We start from the raw sequence: 13,297 nt of genomic DNA, 5'->3' as shown, positions 1-13,297 counted from the left end.
CCGCTGGCGCCAACAACAAGCGAGTAGAGTGGCCCCGGCTGCGGAGAAGGAAGCAGAAGTTCGACTGATTTCTTGGTGAGGTCGTTTTTCGTCCCTTCAACCCGGGACAGCGAATCCTGAGTCGCCTGGTCCAGCTTCGCCTGCGGGATTGAGCCGTTGGCGATTCGGTCCATGCTAAGGGTGCCGGAGTCCAGGTCGGCGGCGGAGTGCTTGTGCTTCTTCGCCGCGAAGATGTCATTCAGAGCGCTGAAGAAGCTGCCAAGGACCGTGCCGTTCACCACGTTCGACGACATCACGGTCTCGCCGTTGACGATAGACTCCAGCTCGGACTCGCCCAACGGGTCGTTGACCAGGTTCTCGAACTCGAAGGTGAAGTCGGGGGCCGACTCGTCGCCGGAGCGAACGATCGACACCCCCGGGTCGCCCCCGTTGTTGATGTATGTGCTGTCGACATTGCCGATGCGGCCGTCCTCGCCGGCCACCTTTCCCAAGTCCTTCCAAGGCATGACTACTCTCCTCCCACGAGCGCCCACAGGTGCCCGTCAGCTCGAATCTCCATATCGGGCACGTCGGTGCCCTCGTCGTAGTAGAGGCGCAGCCTCCCGTCAACGATCTGCAGCGCGTACATGCCGGTGCCGAGGCCCGTCACAACGCCGTCGCTGCCCTTGGGCCCGCGCACGCTCACCGTCTCCGGGTTCGGCAGGCCCTTGTCGTTGCTCCACGAGAGCAGGCCGTCCTCGCTCACCGAGGGGCGGAACGTGGCGCCGTCGAAGAAGCCCCCGGCCACCTTCTTCTCGAAGTCCTCGATGGTGAGCACCCGCTTCTCCTCGGCTGCGGCGCGCTTCTCCTCGGCCCCCGCCCTGGCGCCCTCGGCAGACCGGCGGGACTCCTCGGCGGAAACGCGCTTCTTCTCGTTCTCGACGCGCTCGGCCTCGGCGGTCTTGGCGTCGTCGCGGATGGCCGCGTACTCCTCCTTGTACTCGGCACACGCCGTGTCGGTGATCCACTGCACGATCTCCCGCTTAGACTCGCCGAAGTAGTCGAGGAAGTCCTCGTACATGGTCACGCGCTTCACGCTGCCCGGCGCGAAGCAGTAGTAGAGGGCGCGGCCGTCCGATGAGAACGGGTCGTCGTAGAGGGCCGCCGCGGGCTCCCCCGGCACCAGCTGGGCCGGGTCCATGTCGTTGTAGCCCCCTCGTCTGTGCTGAATCGCCATGAGGCCGCGCCTCCCTTCCCGCTACCCCAGGAGGGCGGCGAACGTGTTCGGGCCGCAGACCTTGTCCGGCGAGAGGCCCTTCTTTGTTTGGAACTTCTTGACAGCCTCGGCGCAGCCGGGGCCGTAGGACCCGTCGAGGCCCTTGGGGTCGTAGCCGAGGCAGTACAGCATGCCCTGGATCACGCGGGTGATGTTGCCCTTCGCGCCCTGGCGCACGTTGATGCAGGCCCTCTTGGTCTTGGGGCCGAACGACCCGTCCACCGCGAGCCCGGCGCCGCACTGGCGGTTGAGCTCGGTCTGCAGCGCCATCACGGCGTGCTTCTTGGTGTCCTTGCCGAACAGGCCGTCCTCGGCCATCCTCCAGCCGTACGTCTTGTTCATCCACTTCTGGAAGGCCAGGACGTTGGCGTTGCCCTTGGCGGCGGGCTTCGGTGCCGCCGGCTTCGGCGCGGAGGGCTTGGGGGTCGGGGCCGTGGCGGCCGGCTTGGGCGTCGACTGGCCGGAGTCCAGCTTCTTGTTCACGGCTACCTCGAGCTCCTTCATGTGCTGGTCGAGCCAGGTGCCCGGGCAGTCAGTGTTAGAGTAGAACTTGTGCTTCGTCAGCGAGCCGTGCTTGTCGCCGGTGTAGTTCAGGCCGGGGGTCTTGCCGTCGGCGCGGACGATGCCGGGGTTGCGGCGCACGATGTCCACGCACAGGTCGACGAGCGTGCTCCACGCGGCGTCGCTGATGGGCCACGGGGACTTGCACACGCTGTTGGCCACCTCGATGGTCACGGCGCGCTGATCGTTCCATGCGGAGCTGGACGTCCAGGCGCGCTTGTCCTCCGGCACGTACATCCCCACGCGACCAGGCGTGTCGATTCCGTAGTTGGACGAGGCCTTGCGCGATGCCGGGGCGAACACGTTGCCGCAGGTCTCGATGGACAGGTTGCCGCTCATGTGGTGCGGCGTGATCTTGGTGATCTCCTGGGTGCGGACCGAGCAGTTCGGGGACAGCTTGGTGTACACCACGAGGGGGCTATCGCTCATCGTCGGCCTCCCCCTCGTCGCCCTTCTGGTTGGTCAGCTCGACCCACATCTCCTCGGTGGCCTCCTCGGCCTCGGGGACGACGCACTTGTCCTCGTCCGGGATGCTGATTCCGTTCGTGGTCATTACTCGCTCCCTTCCGCGCCGACGGCGCATTCCTCGAAGTCCTCCACGGCCACCGTCATATCGGCGGAGCCGGGGTCGTGCGTCACCAGCGTGCGCATGAACGGCGCGTCGGCCAGGGCCGGGTTGATGACGATGAGGTTCTCGCACACGCTCACGATCTCGGTGCCCAGCACGTAGACGCACACGGCGCCCACCGCGGGCAGCTCGGGCAGCGACACGCCGATGCCCGCGGACGCCACGTCCAGGTTCATGAACGCGGCCGCCACCTCGTAGAGCGCGGCCAGGATGATCAGGCCGTAGAAGCCGGCCTTGTGCCACAGCCCCTCGCGCATCTTGCCCGAGGCCACCTCCCCCTTCTTCACCGCCCCGCCGAAGCCGGTGCAGATGTCGCACACCATGGCCGCCGTCGCGATGAGCACGGGTACGCCCCATGCCGCTACCATTTCCGTAAGTTCTCCCATCGGTTCTCCTTCCTAGTCCTCGAACATCCAGTCGAGTTCGAGCAGCTGCGTGCCGCTCAGCTTTCCTATCGCCTCATCCACTCGGATGCGGAACACCTCGATCTCGCTCTCGATAGGGGCGATCTCGTCCATGCGCCTCGCGAACTCGGGGAAGTTAGGACTGGCGAAGTCGAGGCGGTAGGCCCCGGTCTCTGCGCCCTCCCCGTCGGTCTCCGGCTCGCCGAGCTCTCGCACGAGCGCGTCCTGCATCTGCAGGTACTCCGAGCAGGCCTCCCTGAGGACCCTCGTGTTGCGCGCCGCCGCGTAGCCGATCAGGTCGGCGCGGTCGAGCACCTGCCCCAGCTGCCCCAGGCGCCGGGACATCTCGTAGTTCGTCAGTTTCATCCGACCTCCTCTTCCTCGGGCCGCGCGGGCCTTCTGGTCTCGCAGCTGGCCTCCTCGGCCCCTCCGTCCTCCCTGGCAACGTCGTTGAGGGGCACGGCCCGCATCGCGTAGACCGCGTACCCCTGGGCGCTCCAGGCCCCCGCTTGGTCGATGGGCGCGTAGAAGCCCGTGCCGCCCTTCTCCACCAGGCACATATCGTCCATGCGCCCTCCTCTCAAACCGAGACCATCAGGCCCTGCGAGAAGACCATGTTGGCCGCCTTGTACTGCGGGAAGTTGACGCTGATGCTCACTCCGGTCAGGTACTTGACCGAGGTGTACCTGCCGGTCACCTTGCCCGCGCTGTCCGCGATCGCCACGTTGCTGAGCGTCCCGAAGTAGGGGGTCACGCTCACGGAGCCCTGCTTGGCCACGCTGCCCGTCATGTAGCTCTTGGACGCGCTCTGGCCCGCGTAGCCCGCCGGGTACCTGCTCACGTTGCGCTGGCTCCACCCTCCTCCGACGATCAGCTGCGGCGTGTAGATGCCGATGCACCCCTTGCCGCCGATCGCCGCGCCGCCGACTCCCGTGGGCTCGTAGCGCGTGTTGAAGCTGATGTAGCCCGTCTCGACGTTGCCTCCGCTGCCGCCGAAGAAGGCGCCGTTGCCCATGGCGTTCCACTGGTAGCCGTTGCCCGTGCTCACGCCGTTGGCCCCGATGTAGACGCCGGCGCTCGCCGACGTGAGCGACTGGCGGTTGCTGCGGATGTAGCTCGCGCCGATCTCGAAGCCGCCGATGTTGCCCTTCGTGACGGTCAGGGTCCCGTTGTTCTGCAGCGAGCTGTTCGGCGTGCTCCACCAGAACTGGCCCGCGCGGACGTCGGCGCAGAAGATGGTCTTGCCGCCGCTCTTGACGCGCAGGGCGCCGGCGTCGATGTGGTCGGCGTCGATGCCTATGGCGTAGATCTCGTTGAGGATCGCGTCGCCCCACTTGTCGAAGCCGAACTGCCACGTCCTGCCTCCGTCTACGCTCATGCCGAGGCCGGCCGCGTTGAGCTTCCAGACGAACTGGCTCTCGTCCAGCTCGGGCTTGTCGTGGATGTACCAGGTAGTGCCCGAGCCCTCGCGCTTGCTCGTGGCGTACATGCCCGACGAGTTCTCCAGGTCGTCCTGGAACCGCTCGAGGGCAGCCTCGCGCGCGCTCTTCTCCCTGCGGATGGCGGCGTCCTGCTTGAGCAGGGCCCTGGTCACAGCTCCCGACCCCGAGGCGGAGTTCCTCGCCGGCGTCCTGGCGCTGCACCGGAACGCGGTGTAGTGGCCGACCTTGTAGACGACCGCCGTGAGGAACGACCTGTGGGCCGTCTTGTGGCGGTCGGTGAGCACGGCGGGGTCTCCGGCCTCGGCCCTCGGGTCTCCGAGGGCTGCCACGTCGAAGGGGCGGAAGCGCAGGCCCACCGCCCGCGCGGCGATGCGCTCGGCCGCGGCCCTGGCCTCGCCGTAGGCGATGAGCGGGTTGCCGGACACGTCCAGCACGTAGCCCTGCGAGCCGCACAGGTGGGTCTCCCCCTCCCTGCCGGCGCTGCCGTCGGCGGCGGTCTCGTCAGACGCCGTGACCCTCACGCCTGTGACCTCCACGTCGTCGGTGGACACCTCCTCGGAGGCCGTGGCCCAGATGCTGATGACCTTGCCCTTGAGGAAGTCGCCCCCGTCGAAGCTGTCGCCGGAGGAGTAGTCGAGGAAGTTACCGCCGTCAGCGGCGTCGCCGGTGGCGTAGGACGGGCGGCCCCCGTCGAACTCGCCGCCGTCGAGCCAGTCCTCGTCCTCGAACACCGCGGGGTCGTACCAGTCGATCCTCAGCCTGTCGTCGGCGGTCATGCGGCACCAGTTGCCCGTGGCCTGCGCGGCCCAGGACAGCACATCCCTGCACGTGGCCTCCTCGGGACGCTCTCTGAACACGGCCGACGCGCCGTAGAAGTCGAGTCTCTGCGGGACGATGTCGCAGTGCGAGCAGATGTCCCGCACCACGGTCGATGCCGTGGCCGGGTAGCTCGTCCCCACGTCCTCGTAGGGCACGTCGAGCCGCGACATGGCGTCGTCGCATGACAGCGAGATGGTGGGGCCGTAGCTCGACGGCTGCTGGATCCAATAGGTGCCCTTGCGCACCCACTCGACCTCGCCGTCGACCTCGACGCCCAGCTGGGGCATGATCCGCGCTCCGGTGAAGTCGCACCCCTCGAAGCGCTTGTCGAAGTTGTTGAGCGTGCACTTGAAGGTGCCGACAATCGCCGCGCCGATGTCGAAGGACCCGGTGCGCGAGGTCATCTGCTCGAACGACAGCGTGTTGTTGATGAAATCGGACCCGTCGAGGTCGCGCCTCTCCCCCGAGGCGAACGCGATCTGCGCCCTCACGAGCACCCTCGCCCCGTCTGACACGCGGCGGCGGAATCCCTGGCTTGTGCTCAGCATGCCCGCCTACCTCTCGATGATGTTGAACGACACGTTCGCGAAGCGGGTGCCCAGGCTCGGCAGGTCGAACCACTGCAGCGGCGCCGACATGTCGCCCGCGTAGAACTGCCTCGTGATGTACCCGTTCTCGATGGCGTCCCAGAACCTCACGTAGAAGTACTCGTGGTCGAAGGCTCGGAGCACCGCGCTCGCCTGGTCTGCCGTGAGCAGCTTCCAGCTGAGGTTGAGCTTGCGCTTCTTCGAGGTCTGCATCTTCCACATGGTGTTGTCGGGGTCGTGGGTGCGCCCCGCCTCCGGGTCGGAGATGTCCTGCTTGGTCCAGGCGTACTCGGCCGGGGTGGGCGAGACGGGCGCCAGGTCGCTGGGCGACGGGCCCACGTAGAGCAGATTGGACATTCGTCCCCCTTCCTAGATTCCGAACGCCGGGATCGCGCCCCTGCGCTCCATGTCGTCGAGGTTCTTGTAGACGCGGCGCGTGACCGTCTCGCTGTCGAGCTGCACGATCAGGGTGATCGGGCGCTCGTCGCGCTGCGCCCCTCCGCCCGCTGCGTTGACGACGGTCATGGCGTCGATGACGCCCTGTTTGATGCCCGCCACGATCTGGTCGTTGTTGGCGACCGCGGTGCGCCCGCCCATCTGGCCGACCATCTCCGGGCCGCTCTCGCGCGCCACGAACAGCTGGCCCTTCTCGGGGAAGCCGCCGTCGGCGAAGCGCGGCAGGCGCACCTCGCTCGCGGAGAAGCCGACGCTCGACCAGCCCGTGAGCTCCCGCGCCCAGTCGGGCAGGTCGATGCGGAACTGGTTGAGCGCCCGGATGGGGGCGTTCACGATGCTCTCGATCGCTCCGATGAGCCAGTTGGCGACCGACCTGACGGGCTGGCACACGTTGGAGTCGAACCAGCCCGAGATTCCCGACCAGGCCGCCTTCACGTTGCCCACCGGGTCGGACAGGAAGCCGCTGATTGCGCTGCCGAGCCACTGGAAGCCGCTGGAGATGCGGTCGATCGTAGGCTTGAGCTCCGCGTCGTACCAGGAGGAGATGTCGCTGCCGAGCTGCTCGAAGCATCCGAAGGCGTTCTGGCCGAAGTCGTCGAGGCTCTGGGAGATGCGGTCCCCCATATCCCCGAAGCCGGCCTCGATGTCGTCCCACCAGACCTCCCACCTCTCCTTGATCTGGCCGTTCGACTCATCGATGTAGGCCGCGCTCTCGCCGAGCCCCGACTGCACCGTCGCGAGCACGCCGCCCTCGCCGTAGTAGGCGTCGTTGGCCGCGTCCTGCTGCGCCTGGGCCGATGCCAGGGCCGCCGAGGCCATCGCCTCGTACTCCTCCTGGGTTATGGCCCCGGCGTCGCGCAGGCCGTTGGCGACCGACATCTGGTTGTCGTAGGTCTCCCACGCCAGCCTCACGCGCTCGTCGCGCTCGCTCGCGGCGGCCGACAGCACTGCGCTCGCGCTCTCGAGGGCGGCCGCCTCGTTGTTGTTCGCCATGGCCCTGTTGATCGACTCGATCTCGTCCCGCGTGGCGCCGGCGGACGCCACGAGGTCGTCCTTGAGGCCGGCCTGGATGGCCCTGACCTCCGCGGCCTCCTCGTCGGTCACCGTGCGGTGCTCCGCGGCGGCGGCCCGGTAGATCTCCATGAGGCGCGCCTCGGCCTCCTCGACCTGGGCCTGCCTGTCCTGGTACATCTTCTCGGTCTTCTGCTTGAGCTCCTCGATCTTCTCGTCGGGCATGACGCCCTTGAGCGCGTCGAGCGATGCGAGCTCCTCGTTGCGGTTGGCGTCGAGGTTGTCGAGGATGGCCGACTTGATGTCCTGGATCTTCCCGGACACCTCCTCGACGTCGGAATCTGACACCACAGCGTCTGCGAAGTCGATGCGGTCGATGACGCCCATGGCGTCGGTGACCGAGTCGAGCGACGTGCCGATGCGGCCCGCGGTCTCCTCTGACACGCCGGCCAGCGCGTCCACCTTCGACACGACCGGCTCGCAGGCGTAGCCGATCCCGCGGATGGCGACGCTCAGCGCCTCGAACACGAGGATGGCCGCGCCGAAGGGGGCGCCCGCACCGGTGAACAGCAGGGCGATGCCGCCCACCGTGAGGCCGAGGTCTGCCAGGTCGAGGTCGAGCGCGTCGACCACGCCGGCCAGGGCGTCGGCGATGCCGCCGAACGTGTCGACGAGGCCGCGGCCGAGACCCTCGAGCCACGAGAAGTCGAGGCCGGTGAGGGACTTGAGGAACTCGCCCATGACCCGTCCCGCGAAGGACAGCGCCTCGGCGATGCCGCTGCCGAGCTCGGACATGAGCCTGCCGAGGTCCCCCAGGGAGGCCGCCACGGCGTCCGCCCAGCCCTTGACGACCTCGAGGCCGCGGCGGAACTTCTCGCTGTTCTGGTAAAGCTCGACGGTGCGGCCGACCATGATTCCCACAGTGGCGGCGATGCCGGCGAGCTTGAGGCCCCCCATGCTCTTGGCGAACAGGGCGGCCTTGTCGGCCATGAGGCCCATGGCGATGCCGGCGTCCCTGACGATGTTGCCGAGGCGCACCTTGCCCAGCCTGCCGAGTTCGGCGGCCGTCCTCATGGCGTTTCCGCTCGCCTTGCGCAGGTGGCCGGACAGGGCCTCCGCGCCGGTTATGAGGGACTTCCCGATCTTCCAGGCCGCGATGCCCGCGCCGATGCCGGCGACGTAGGGCATGACCTGCTTGAGGGCGCCCACCATCTTGGCGGCGAGCTCGTCGGACAGCCTCGTGATGTAGTCGTCCAGGCCGGCCATGAAGTCGTAAGTGTCGACGGGAAGGTCGAGGCCGATGCCGCCGAGGCCGTCCTTGCCGTTCTTGCCCGAGCCGTCGTCCTTCTCGACGGCCTGCATCTTGTTGAGCTCGTCGAAGCCCAAGACGGTGTTCTTGAGCTCCTTGACCTTGTCCTTGGCGTCGTCGGCCGCATCTCCCATGCCCTCGAGCGCCTCCTCGCCGGACAGGATGCCCGACGTGTCGAGGCCCGAGTAGTCCACCTCGAAGGTGGCGTCGATGCCGAGGAGCTCGGCGATGGCCTGGGCCACCATGCGGATGGCCTTCACGGCGGCGATTGCGTAGGGCAGGATCGCGTTGAGCGCCGGGATGAACAGGCTGCCGATGGCGCGGGCCGCCAGCGTGAGCTGGGCCTGCAGCACGCGGAGCTGGTTCGCGGGGCTGGCGATGGTGCGGGCCATGTCGCCGTGGGTCTGCGTGACCTGGTTCATGATCAGGTAGTAGCGCAGCGCCACCTTCTCGGCCTGGGACATGTCGCGGGTGCTGGCCTCGATGCCGAGCCTCGTGAGCTCGATGTTCATGCGGGCGTCGGACAGGTCCCAGCCGAGGCGGCGCAGCGGCTCGAGCTCGCCGGCGATACCGGACTGGATCTTGAGCATGGCGTCCTCAACATTGATGTTGTAGAAGGACGCGATGTCGTAGCCGAGCTGGGTGAGCTGCTGGCTCATGACGGACGCCTTGTTGGCGGCGGCTCCCATACCCGTGATGAGGGTCTGGAACACGCCCTGGTTGCGGGCCCACTCGCCGAAGTCGATGCCCATGGCGTCCTGCACCTTCATGCCGAACTCGGTGGCGCTCTCGGTGTACTTGCCCATGGACGCCTCGAACAGGTTCATGGACTCGATGTAGGTGTTGACCTCGTTGATGCACTTGGCCAGCCCGTCGTAGACGAGCATCGCCCCGCCGTTGAGCAGGGTGAACTTGCCCACGAAGCCCACGGTCGACGACTGCGCCGTCCTCATCGACGTGTCGAGGGAGCGGTTCGCCGACGTCACGGCCCTCGTGGCCGAGGCCACCGTGCGCAGCGACGCGGGCATCTTCGTGAACGCCATGCGCAGGGCGTTCGCCGATGCGGCGAGCGAGCGCAGGCGCGGATTGAGCTGGTCGAGCTGTGTCACGAGCGCCCTGACGTTGAGGGTCTCGTACTGCTTGAGCACCCCGGGCAGCTGCCTGAGGCCGTTGATGGCCGTCGTCAGGCGCAGGCCGTTGAGCGACTTGAGCGGCAGCAGCGACTGCGCGAGCCCGGCGAGGCGCGCGCCGGCGTCCGCCGGGAACGCGTGCACCGCCTGGGCGAGGCGGGTCAGGTTCGATGCCGTGGTCTTGCTCAGGGTCAGGCCGTTGAGCGCCTGCAGCGACCGGACGCCGGACAGGCGGGCCGCCGTGTCCGTCGGCATGAAGGCAAGCGCCGTGGCGATCTTGGCGAGCCCGGTGCCCACGGTGGGGCTCAGCTTGACCCCGTCGAGCGCCCTGAGGGACGCGAGCGATGCGAGGGACGACGCCTTGGCGGCGGTGTCCGAGGGCAGGAGCTGCACGGCCTCCGCGACCGACTTGACCGCCTTGCCGGCGCCGGCGTCGATGTTGAGGTCCTTCAGCGCCGACAGGCCCGACAGGTCGATCTTGGATGCCGCCGACTTCAGGGCCTCCAGGCCCTTCGACAGCTTCGCCATGTCCGCGGCGGGCCCTCCCAGGGCGCTGTCGAGGCCCTCCAGGGCCCCTGTGAGCTCCTTGAGGTCTCGCACGGCGGAAGACGCCGATGCCCCGACCTCGATCTCGAGCCTGTCGATGCTCGCGTCGTCTGCCATGCCGCCTCCTCTCGCTCGTCGATAGAAGGCGGAGCCTCTCCTGGTCTCATTCCCCGTCGCCCGCGGACTCGCGCTCCGCCAAGCGGGCGTTCGCCTCGAGGGCCATTCTCTTGAAGCGCTCTATCATCTCCTCGGCGCGCCGCTCCTCGTCGGCCGCCTCGCGCGCCTCCCTCTCCGCGGCCGTCATGGCCGAGAAGATGGGCTCGGGCGGGTACTCGTGGTCTATGCCGCCGCTCAGCTCCCTGAACGCCGGCGAGGCCGTGAGCAGCGCCTCGAACATGTAGACTCCCGCCCTCCACTCCGCTGCGTAGCGGTTGTCTCGGCGGATGCGGTCCGCCTCCCGGTACGCGCCGGCTAGGCGGAAGTCCCCGTGCCAGAACTCCTCTGCGGACATGCCTATCGCCATGTACTGCGGCAGCGCGTCCCAGAAGAGCTCCTCGCACGAGGTGTAGGTATCAGCTGTCCGGCCGTCTACTCCGCCGTCCAGCTGATCGCGTTTCCCTTGTCGGGCTCGCCTACCAGGGAGTTGATGCCGAGCGCGTACATCTCCCCGATCGTGGAGATGAGCTTGCGCTTGTCGGGCATCGCCTGCCATATGGCCTCGACGGTCTCGTCGGGAGTGCCGGCGTGGTTCTTGATGAACGCGCCGGTGAACGCGTCGCGCACCGAGCTCACCTTGTAGGACAGGATGTCCTGCAGGGACACGCCCAGGGCCTTCTCCGTGGCCACCACGCTGTCCCTGTCGTACTCGAGCACGTAGGGCTTTCCCTCGAACTCGAACTTGATCTTGCGGTCGGTTGACTCTGTCATTTCGGAACCTCTCTTTCGCTATCTTCCCTACGCCGCGGGCGCCGCCAGGTCGGGCAGCATGGGCTCGCTGAGCGTGATGGTGATCTTCATGTCGGACACGGCGCTCACGCCGGCGCCAGACTTCGTCACGTTGAGCTTTCCCTTGCCCTTGAACTTGCCGCGGCTTCCGTCGGGGGTGAACACGCCGGGGGTGTCCTCGGTGTGACCGAACCAGACGCCGTAGTACTTCTCCTCGCCCTTGAGGGCGTAGAGCTTCTGGTAGGTGTCCCAGTCGTAGTTGGCCGTGAAGGCGAGGCCGCCGCCCGTGTCCTCGATGTCGTCGATGTAGGTGTGGGCGGGGTCGCTCAGCGTGGTGCTGTCCAGGGTGTTGGGGTCGCCCTGGAGGTCGGGGTAGTCCTTGATGGGGCAGACGTTGTCCCACGTCTTGCCGTCCTCAGAGCTCATAAGGTACGAGCCGAAACTGTTCTCAGCCATTGATTACCTCCAATAAGTAGTTCCGTTCTTGTCAACCAGGCCCGTGAACCGGCCGACGTACCGGTAGACCGTGGGGTCTGCCGCGTTGTCGATGGGGCGGGCCGTGAGGCGCTTCATGTTGTGCCGCCTGAGCCTCGCGTCGATGATTGCGAGGATGCGCTTGCACTGGTCTCTGGCGCCGGACTGCGAGTTGCTGTACACGTTCACCGTCCAGATGACGGCGTTCGCGTTCTCCTCGCCCGACGAGTCCCTGCACGCGTCCAGCTCGCTGCTGAACGTCTGCTCGATGAACACGGCGGGGAATCGGGGCGGGGAGATCTCGTGCTGGCCGGCGACGTAGGCCCCGGGGAACTCGGCGAGCACCGAACGGGCCAGCTCGTCGTAGAGCTCGGTCTCGATGTCGATCACTTGCCAAGCACCTCCTTCGCCACAGCCGCCACCGACTGCCTCATCTCCTCCGCCGCGGCTGCCATGTAGCCGCACGCCGGCTGGCCCCTGGTGGACCTGACGCGGCCGTCGCGGTCCCTGTAGAACCACCGGGTCATGTCGTCCGGGTCGTGGGCCTCCGGCGTTCGCTGCTCGTTGTAGCCCCATCCGTCGGGCAGGTCGCCCTGGTAGGTTCCCTCGCCGACTACGCCGGTGCCGAACTCGACGAACGCCGCGTAAGGGCCCTCGGACACGACGATCCCGCTTCCGTCGGCGAGCTGCTCCCAGCGGATACCGGATGCCAGCTCGCCGGTGTCCTTGCGGACGTGGGCCACGGCCGCCTCGACGCCGATCTCGCCGAGGCGGCGGACCAGCTCGGCGCACCTCGCCTCGAGGGAGGCGGATGCGCCGTCGATCATTGCTATCGCTCCGCGGATGGACGGGCGCGAGAGTGACACGGGGATCCTCATCGCGACACCTCCACGCGCTTGGTGGCGATGACCGTGAACGAGCCCTTCGACACGGCCCGCTTTACTATCGCGTCGTGGGGCGCGGGGTCGTCGAGGTCGCCCGGATCGCCGTAGAGCCACAGCACGTCGGCCTCGCCCACCTCGAAATCGGGGTCGTCGATGGTGAGCACCCGGTCGTAGTCGAGGTTGAGCCCGAAGTAGGTGTTCTGGGCCTCGCCCCGCGACATGGACGCCGAGGGAAGGAACAATTCCGGCCTGCTTCTCGCTGGGATGTTCTTGCCGGTGAGCCTTCCCTGGGCGTTCTCCTCGGGGACGAGCCCCTCGAACCTGGAGATCCAGACCCGCTGCGTGTCCCGCTCGAGGTTCCTCATCGCGGCACCCCCACGTGGGGGACGATGCCGCGCAGGAGGCTGTCGGGAACGCCGGCGGACTCGTAGCTGCGCGACGTGCCGCTCTCGCTGTGGGACGTCTCTCCCTCGGCGCCGCGGCGGTTCACCAGGTACACGGTGATCTCGCAGGCCGTGGCGTGGTGCCGCTCGGGCACGTCCTCCCACGTCTTGTCGGGGTCGCAGGGCCACATCCTCTCGACGACGGCCTTCTTGGCGAGCATGAGGTGGTACGGAATGTACCGCTCGAAGCGCTCGTCGCCGAGGCCGACCCTCACGTTCTCGATCAGCTCCTCGTCGGTCATGGGCGCCCCTATCGGACGCCCGGGGTGATGAGCTTCGCGATCGGGATGGCGTTCGCGTCGCTGTAGGCGGGGGCCCAGTTGGCCGGGGCCTTGAGCTGGGCGTCGGTCGGCGACTCGGTGTAGCCGGTCTTGGGCTTGGTGAACGTGAAGCCGTCCGGGTG

17 protein-coding genes are annotated in these 13,297 nt (G+C 67.6%); all 17 read right to left on the bottom strand.

All coding sequences use genetic code 11. The features are described 5' to 3' along the window. A partial coding sequence (locus VJ923_RS07365; protein ID WP_326440100.1) for a hypothetical protein occupies nucleotides 1–506 on the bottom strand: 506 nt, incomplete at its 3' end. 2 nt (nucleotides 507–508) lie between these two features. Beyond that, nucleotides 509–1,216, bottom strand: a complete 708-nt coding sequence (locus VJ923_RS07360; RefSeq protein ID WP_326440098.1) for a hypothetical protein — start codon at nucleotides 1,214–1,216, stop codon at nucleotides 509–511. Nucleotides 1,217–1,237: 21 nt separating this feature from the next. Next, the gene (locus tag VJ923_RS07355) at nucleotides 1,238–2,245 is read right to left on the bottom strand and encodes a peptidoglycan recognition protein family protein (protein WP_326440096.1); all 1,008 of its coding nucleotides are present in this window, start codon (nucleotides 2,243–2,245) and stop codon (nucleotides 1,238–1,240) included. Then, entirely contained in the window at nucleotides 2,235–2,369 is a 135-nt protein-coding gene (locus tag VJ923_RS07350; protein ID WP_326440094.1) for a hypothetical protein, read from the bottom strand. The genes VJ923_RS07355 and VJ923_RS07350 overlap by 11 nt, the downstream gene beginning before the upstream one ends. Next, a complete protein-coding gene (locus tag VJ923_RS07345; protein ID WP_326440092.1) occupies nucleotides 2,369–2,830 on the bottom strand; it encodes a phage holin family protein in 462 nt (153 codons plus the stop codon). Before VJ923_RS07345 ends, VJ923_RS07350 begins: the two co-directional genes overlap by 1 nt. Before the next feature lie 12 nt (nucleotides 2,831–2,842). Next, entirely contained in the window at nucleotides 2,843–3,214 is a 372-nt protein-coding gene (locus VJ923_RS07340) for a hypothetical protein (protein ID WP_326440090.1), read from the bottom strand. Continuing rightward, nucleotides 3,211–3,417, bottom strand: a complete 207-nt coding sequence (locus tag VJ923_RS07335) for a hypothetical protein (protein ID WP_326440088.1) — start codon at nucleotides 3,415–3,417, stop codon at nucleotides 3,211–3,213. The genes VJ923_RS07340 and VJ923_RS07335 overlap by 4 nt, the downstream gene beginning before the upstream one ends. An 11-nt stretch (nucleotides 3,418–3,428) precedes the next feature. Beyond that, complete coding sequence (locus VJ923_RS07330; RefSeq protein WP_326440086.1) at nucleotides 3,429–5,657, bottom strand: hypothetical protein; 2,229 nt, start codon at nucleotides 5,655–5,657, stop codon at nucleotides 3,429–3,431. 6 nt (nucleotides 5,658–5,663) lie between these two features. Beyond that, the gene (locus VJ923_RS07325; RefSeq protein ID WP_326440084.1) at nucleotides 5,664–6,053 is read right to left on the bottom strand and encodes a DUF6711 family protein; all 390 of its coding nucleotides are present in this window, start codon (nucleotides 6,051–6,053) and stop codon (nucleotides 5,664–5,666) included. A gap of 12 nt (nucleotides 6,054–6,065) precedes the next feature. Next, on the bottom strand, nucleotides 6,066–10,265 hold the full coding sequence (locus VJ923_RS07320) for a hypothetical protein (protein ID WP_326440082.1): 4,200 nt from the start codon (nucleotides 10,263–10,265) through the stop codon (nucleotides 6,066–6,068). Nucleotides 10,266–10,311: 46 nt separating this feature from the next. Next, nucleotides 10,312–10,659: a hypothetical protein gene (locus VJ923_RS07315; protein ID WP_326440080.1), complete on the bottom strand. Its 348-nt coding sequence runs from the start codon at nucleotides 10,657–10,659 to the stop codon at nucleotides 10,312–10,314. A 77-nt stretch (nucleotides 10,660–10,736) separates the two neighbouring features. Continuing rightward, nucleotides 10,737–11,075, bottom strand: coding sequence for a DUF5055 domain-containing protein (locus VJ923_RS07310; RefSeq protein WP_326440078.1), 339 nt, complete (start codon nucleotides 11,073–11,075; stop codon nucleotides 10,737–10,739). Between the two features lie 27 nt (nucleotides 11,076–11,102). Continuing rightward, nucleotides 11,103–11,549, bottom strand: a complete 447-nt coding sequence (locus VJ923_RS07305) for a hypothetical protein (RefSeq protein WP_326440076.1) — start codon at nucleotides 11,547–11,549, stop codon at nucleotides 11,103–11,105. A 3-nt stretch (nucleotides 11,550–11,552) separates the two neighbouring features. Continuing rightward, nucleotides 11,553–11,957, bottom strand: coding sequence for a hypothetical protein (locus tag VJ923_RS07300; RefSeq protein ID WP_326440074.1), 405 nt, complete (start codon nucleotides 11,955–11,957; stop codon nucleotides 11,553–11,555). After that, a complete protein-coding gene (locus VJ923_RS07295) occupies nucleotides 11,954–12,394 on the bottom strand; it encodes an HK97 gp10 family phage protein (RefSeq protein ID WP_326440072.1) in 441 nt (146 codons plus the stop codon). The genes VJ923_RS07300 and VJ923_RS07295 overlap by 4 nt, the downstream gene beginning before the upstream one ends. 47 nt (nucleotides 12,395–12,441) lie before the next feature. Further along, the gene (locus VJ923_RS07290) at nucleotides 12,442–12,816 is read right to left on the bottom strand and encodes a hypothetical protein (protein WP_326440069.1); all 375 of its coding nucleotides are present in this window, start codon (nucleotides 12,814–12,816) and stop codon (nucleotides 12,442–12,444) included. After that, nucleotides 12,813–13,136 (bottom strand): phage head-tail connector protein, encoded by a 324-nt coding sequence (locus tag VJ923_RS07285; protein ID WP_326440067.1) that lies wholly within the window; start codon nucleotides 13,134–13,136, stop codon nucleotides 12,813–12,815. The genes VJ923_RS07290 and VJ923_RS07285 overlap by 4 nt, the downstream gene beginning before the upstream one ends. Between the last annotated feature and the right edge of the window lie 161 nt (nucleotides 13,137–13,297).

Source organism: Adlercreutzia shanghongiae, assembly GCF_035830635.1.
Taxonomy (GTDB): Bacteria; Actinomycetota; Coriobacteriia; order Coriobacteriales; family Eggerthellaceae; genus Adlercreutzia; species Adlercreutzia shanghongiae.
The sequence above is the reverse complement of the archived record's forward strand: the minus strand, read 5'-3'. Positions and strand labels throughout refer to the sequence as shown.

Coding starts and splice junctions, on each gene's coding strand:
- VJ923_RS07360 (WP_326440098.1), bottom strand. CDS start 1,216: ATGGCGATTCAGCACAGACGAGGGGGCTACAACGACATGGACCCGGCC.
- VJ923_RS07355 (WP_326440096.1), bottom strand. CDS start 2,245: ATGAGCGATAGCCCCCTCGTGGTGTACACCAAGCTGTCCCCGAACTGC.
- VJ923_RS07350 (WP_326440094.1), bottom strand. CDS start 2,369: ATGACCACGAACGGAATCAGCATCCCGGACGAGGACAAGTGCGTCGTC.
- VJ923_RS07345 (WP_326440092.1), bottom strand. CDS start 2,830: ATGGGAGAACTTACGGAAATGGTAGCGGCATGGGGCGTACCCGTGCTC.
- VJ923_RS07340 (WP_326440090.1), bottom strand. CDS start 3,214: ATGAAACTGACGAACTACGAGATGTCCCGGCGCCTGGGGCAGCTGGGG.
- VJ923_RS07335 (WP_326440088.1), bottom strand. CDS start 3,417: ATGGACGATATGTGCCTGGTGGAGAAGGGCGGCACGGGCTTCTACGCG.
- VJ923_RS07330 (WP_326440086.1), bottom strand. CDS start 5,657: ATGCTGAGCACAAGCCAGGGATTCCGCCGCCGCGTGTCAGACGGGGCG.
- VJ923_RS07325 (WP_326440084.1), bottom strand. CDS start 6,053: ATGTCCAATCTGCTCTACGTGGGCCCGTCGCCCAGCGACCTGGCGCCC.
- VJ923_RS07320 (WP_326440082.1), bottom strand. CDS start 10,265: ATGGCAGACGACGCGAGCATCGACAGGCTCGAGATCGAGGTCGGGGCA.
- VJ923_RS07315 (WP_326440080.1), bottom strand. CDS start 10,659: ATGTCCGCAGAGGAGTTCTGGCACGGGGACTTCCGCCTAGCCGGCGCG.
- VJ923_RS07310 (WP_326440078.1), bottom strand. CDS start 11,075: ATGACAGAGTCAACCGACCGCAAGATCAAGTTCGAGTTCGAGGGAAAG.
- VJ923_RS07305 (WP_326440076.1), bottom strand. CDS start 11,549: ATGGCTGAGAACAGTTTCGGCTCGTACCTTATGAGCTCTGAGGACGGC.
- VJ923_RS07295 (WP_326440072.1), bottom strand. CDS start 12,394: ATGATCGACGGCGCATCCGCCTCCCTCGAGGCGAGGTGCGCCGAGCTG.
- VJ923_RS07290 (WP_326440069.1), bottom strand. CDS start 12,816: ATGAGGAACCTCGAGCGGGACACGCAGCGGGTCTGGATCTCCAGGTTC.
- VJ923_RS07285 (WP_326440067.1), bottom strand. CDS start 13,136: ATGACCGACGAGGAGCTGATCGAGAACGTGAGGGTCGGCCTCGGCGAC.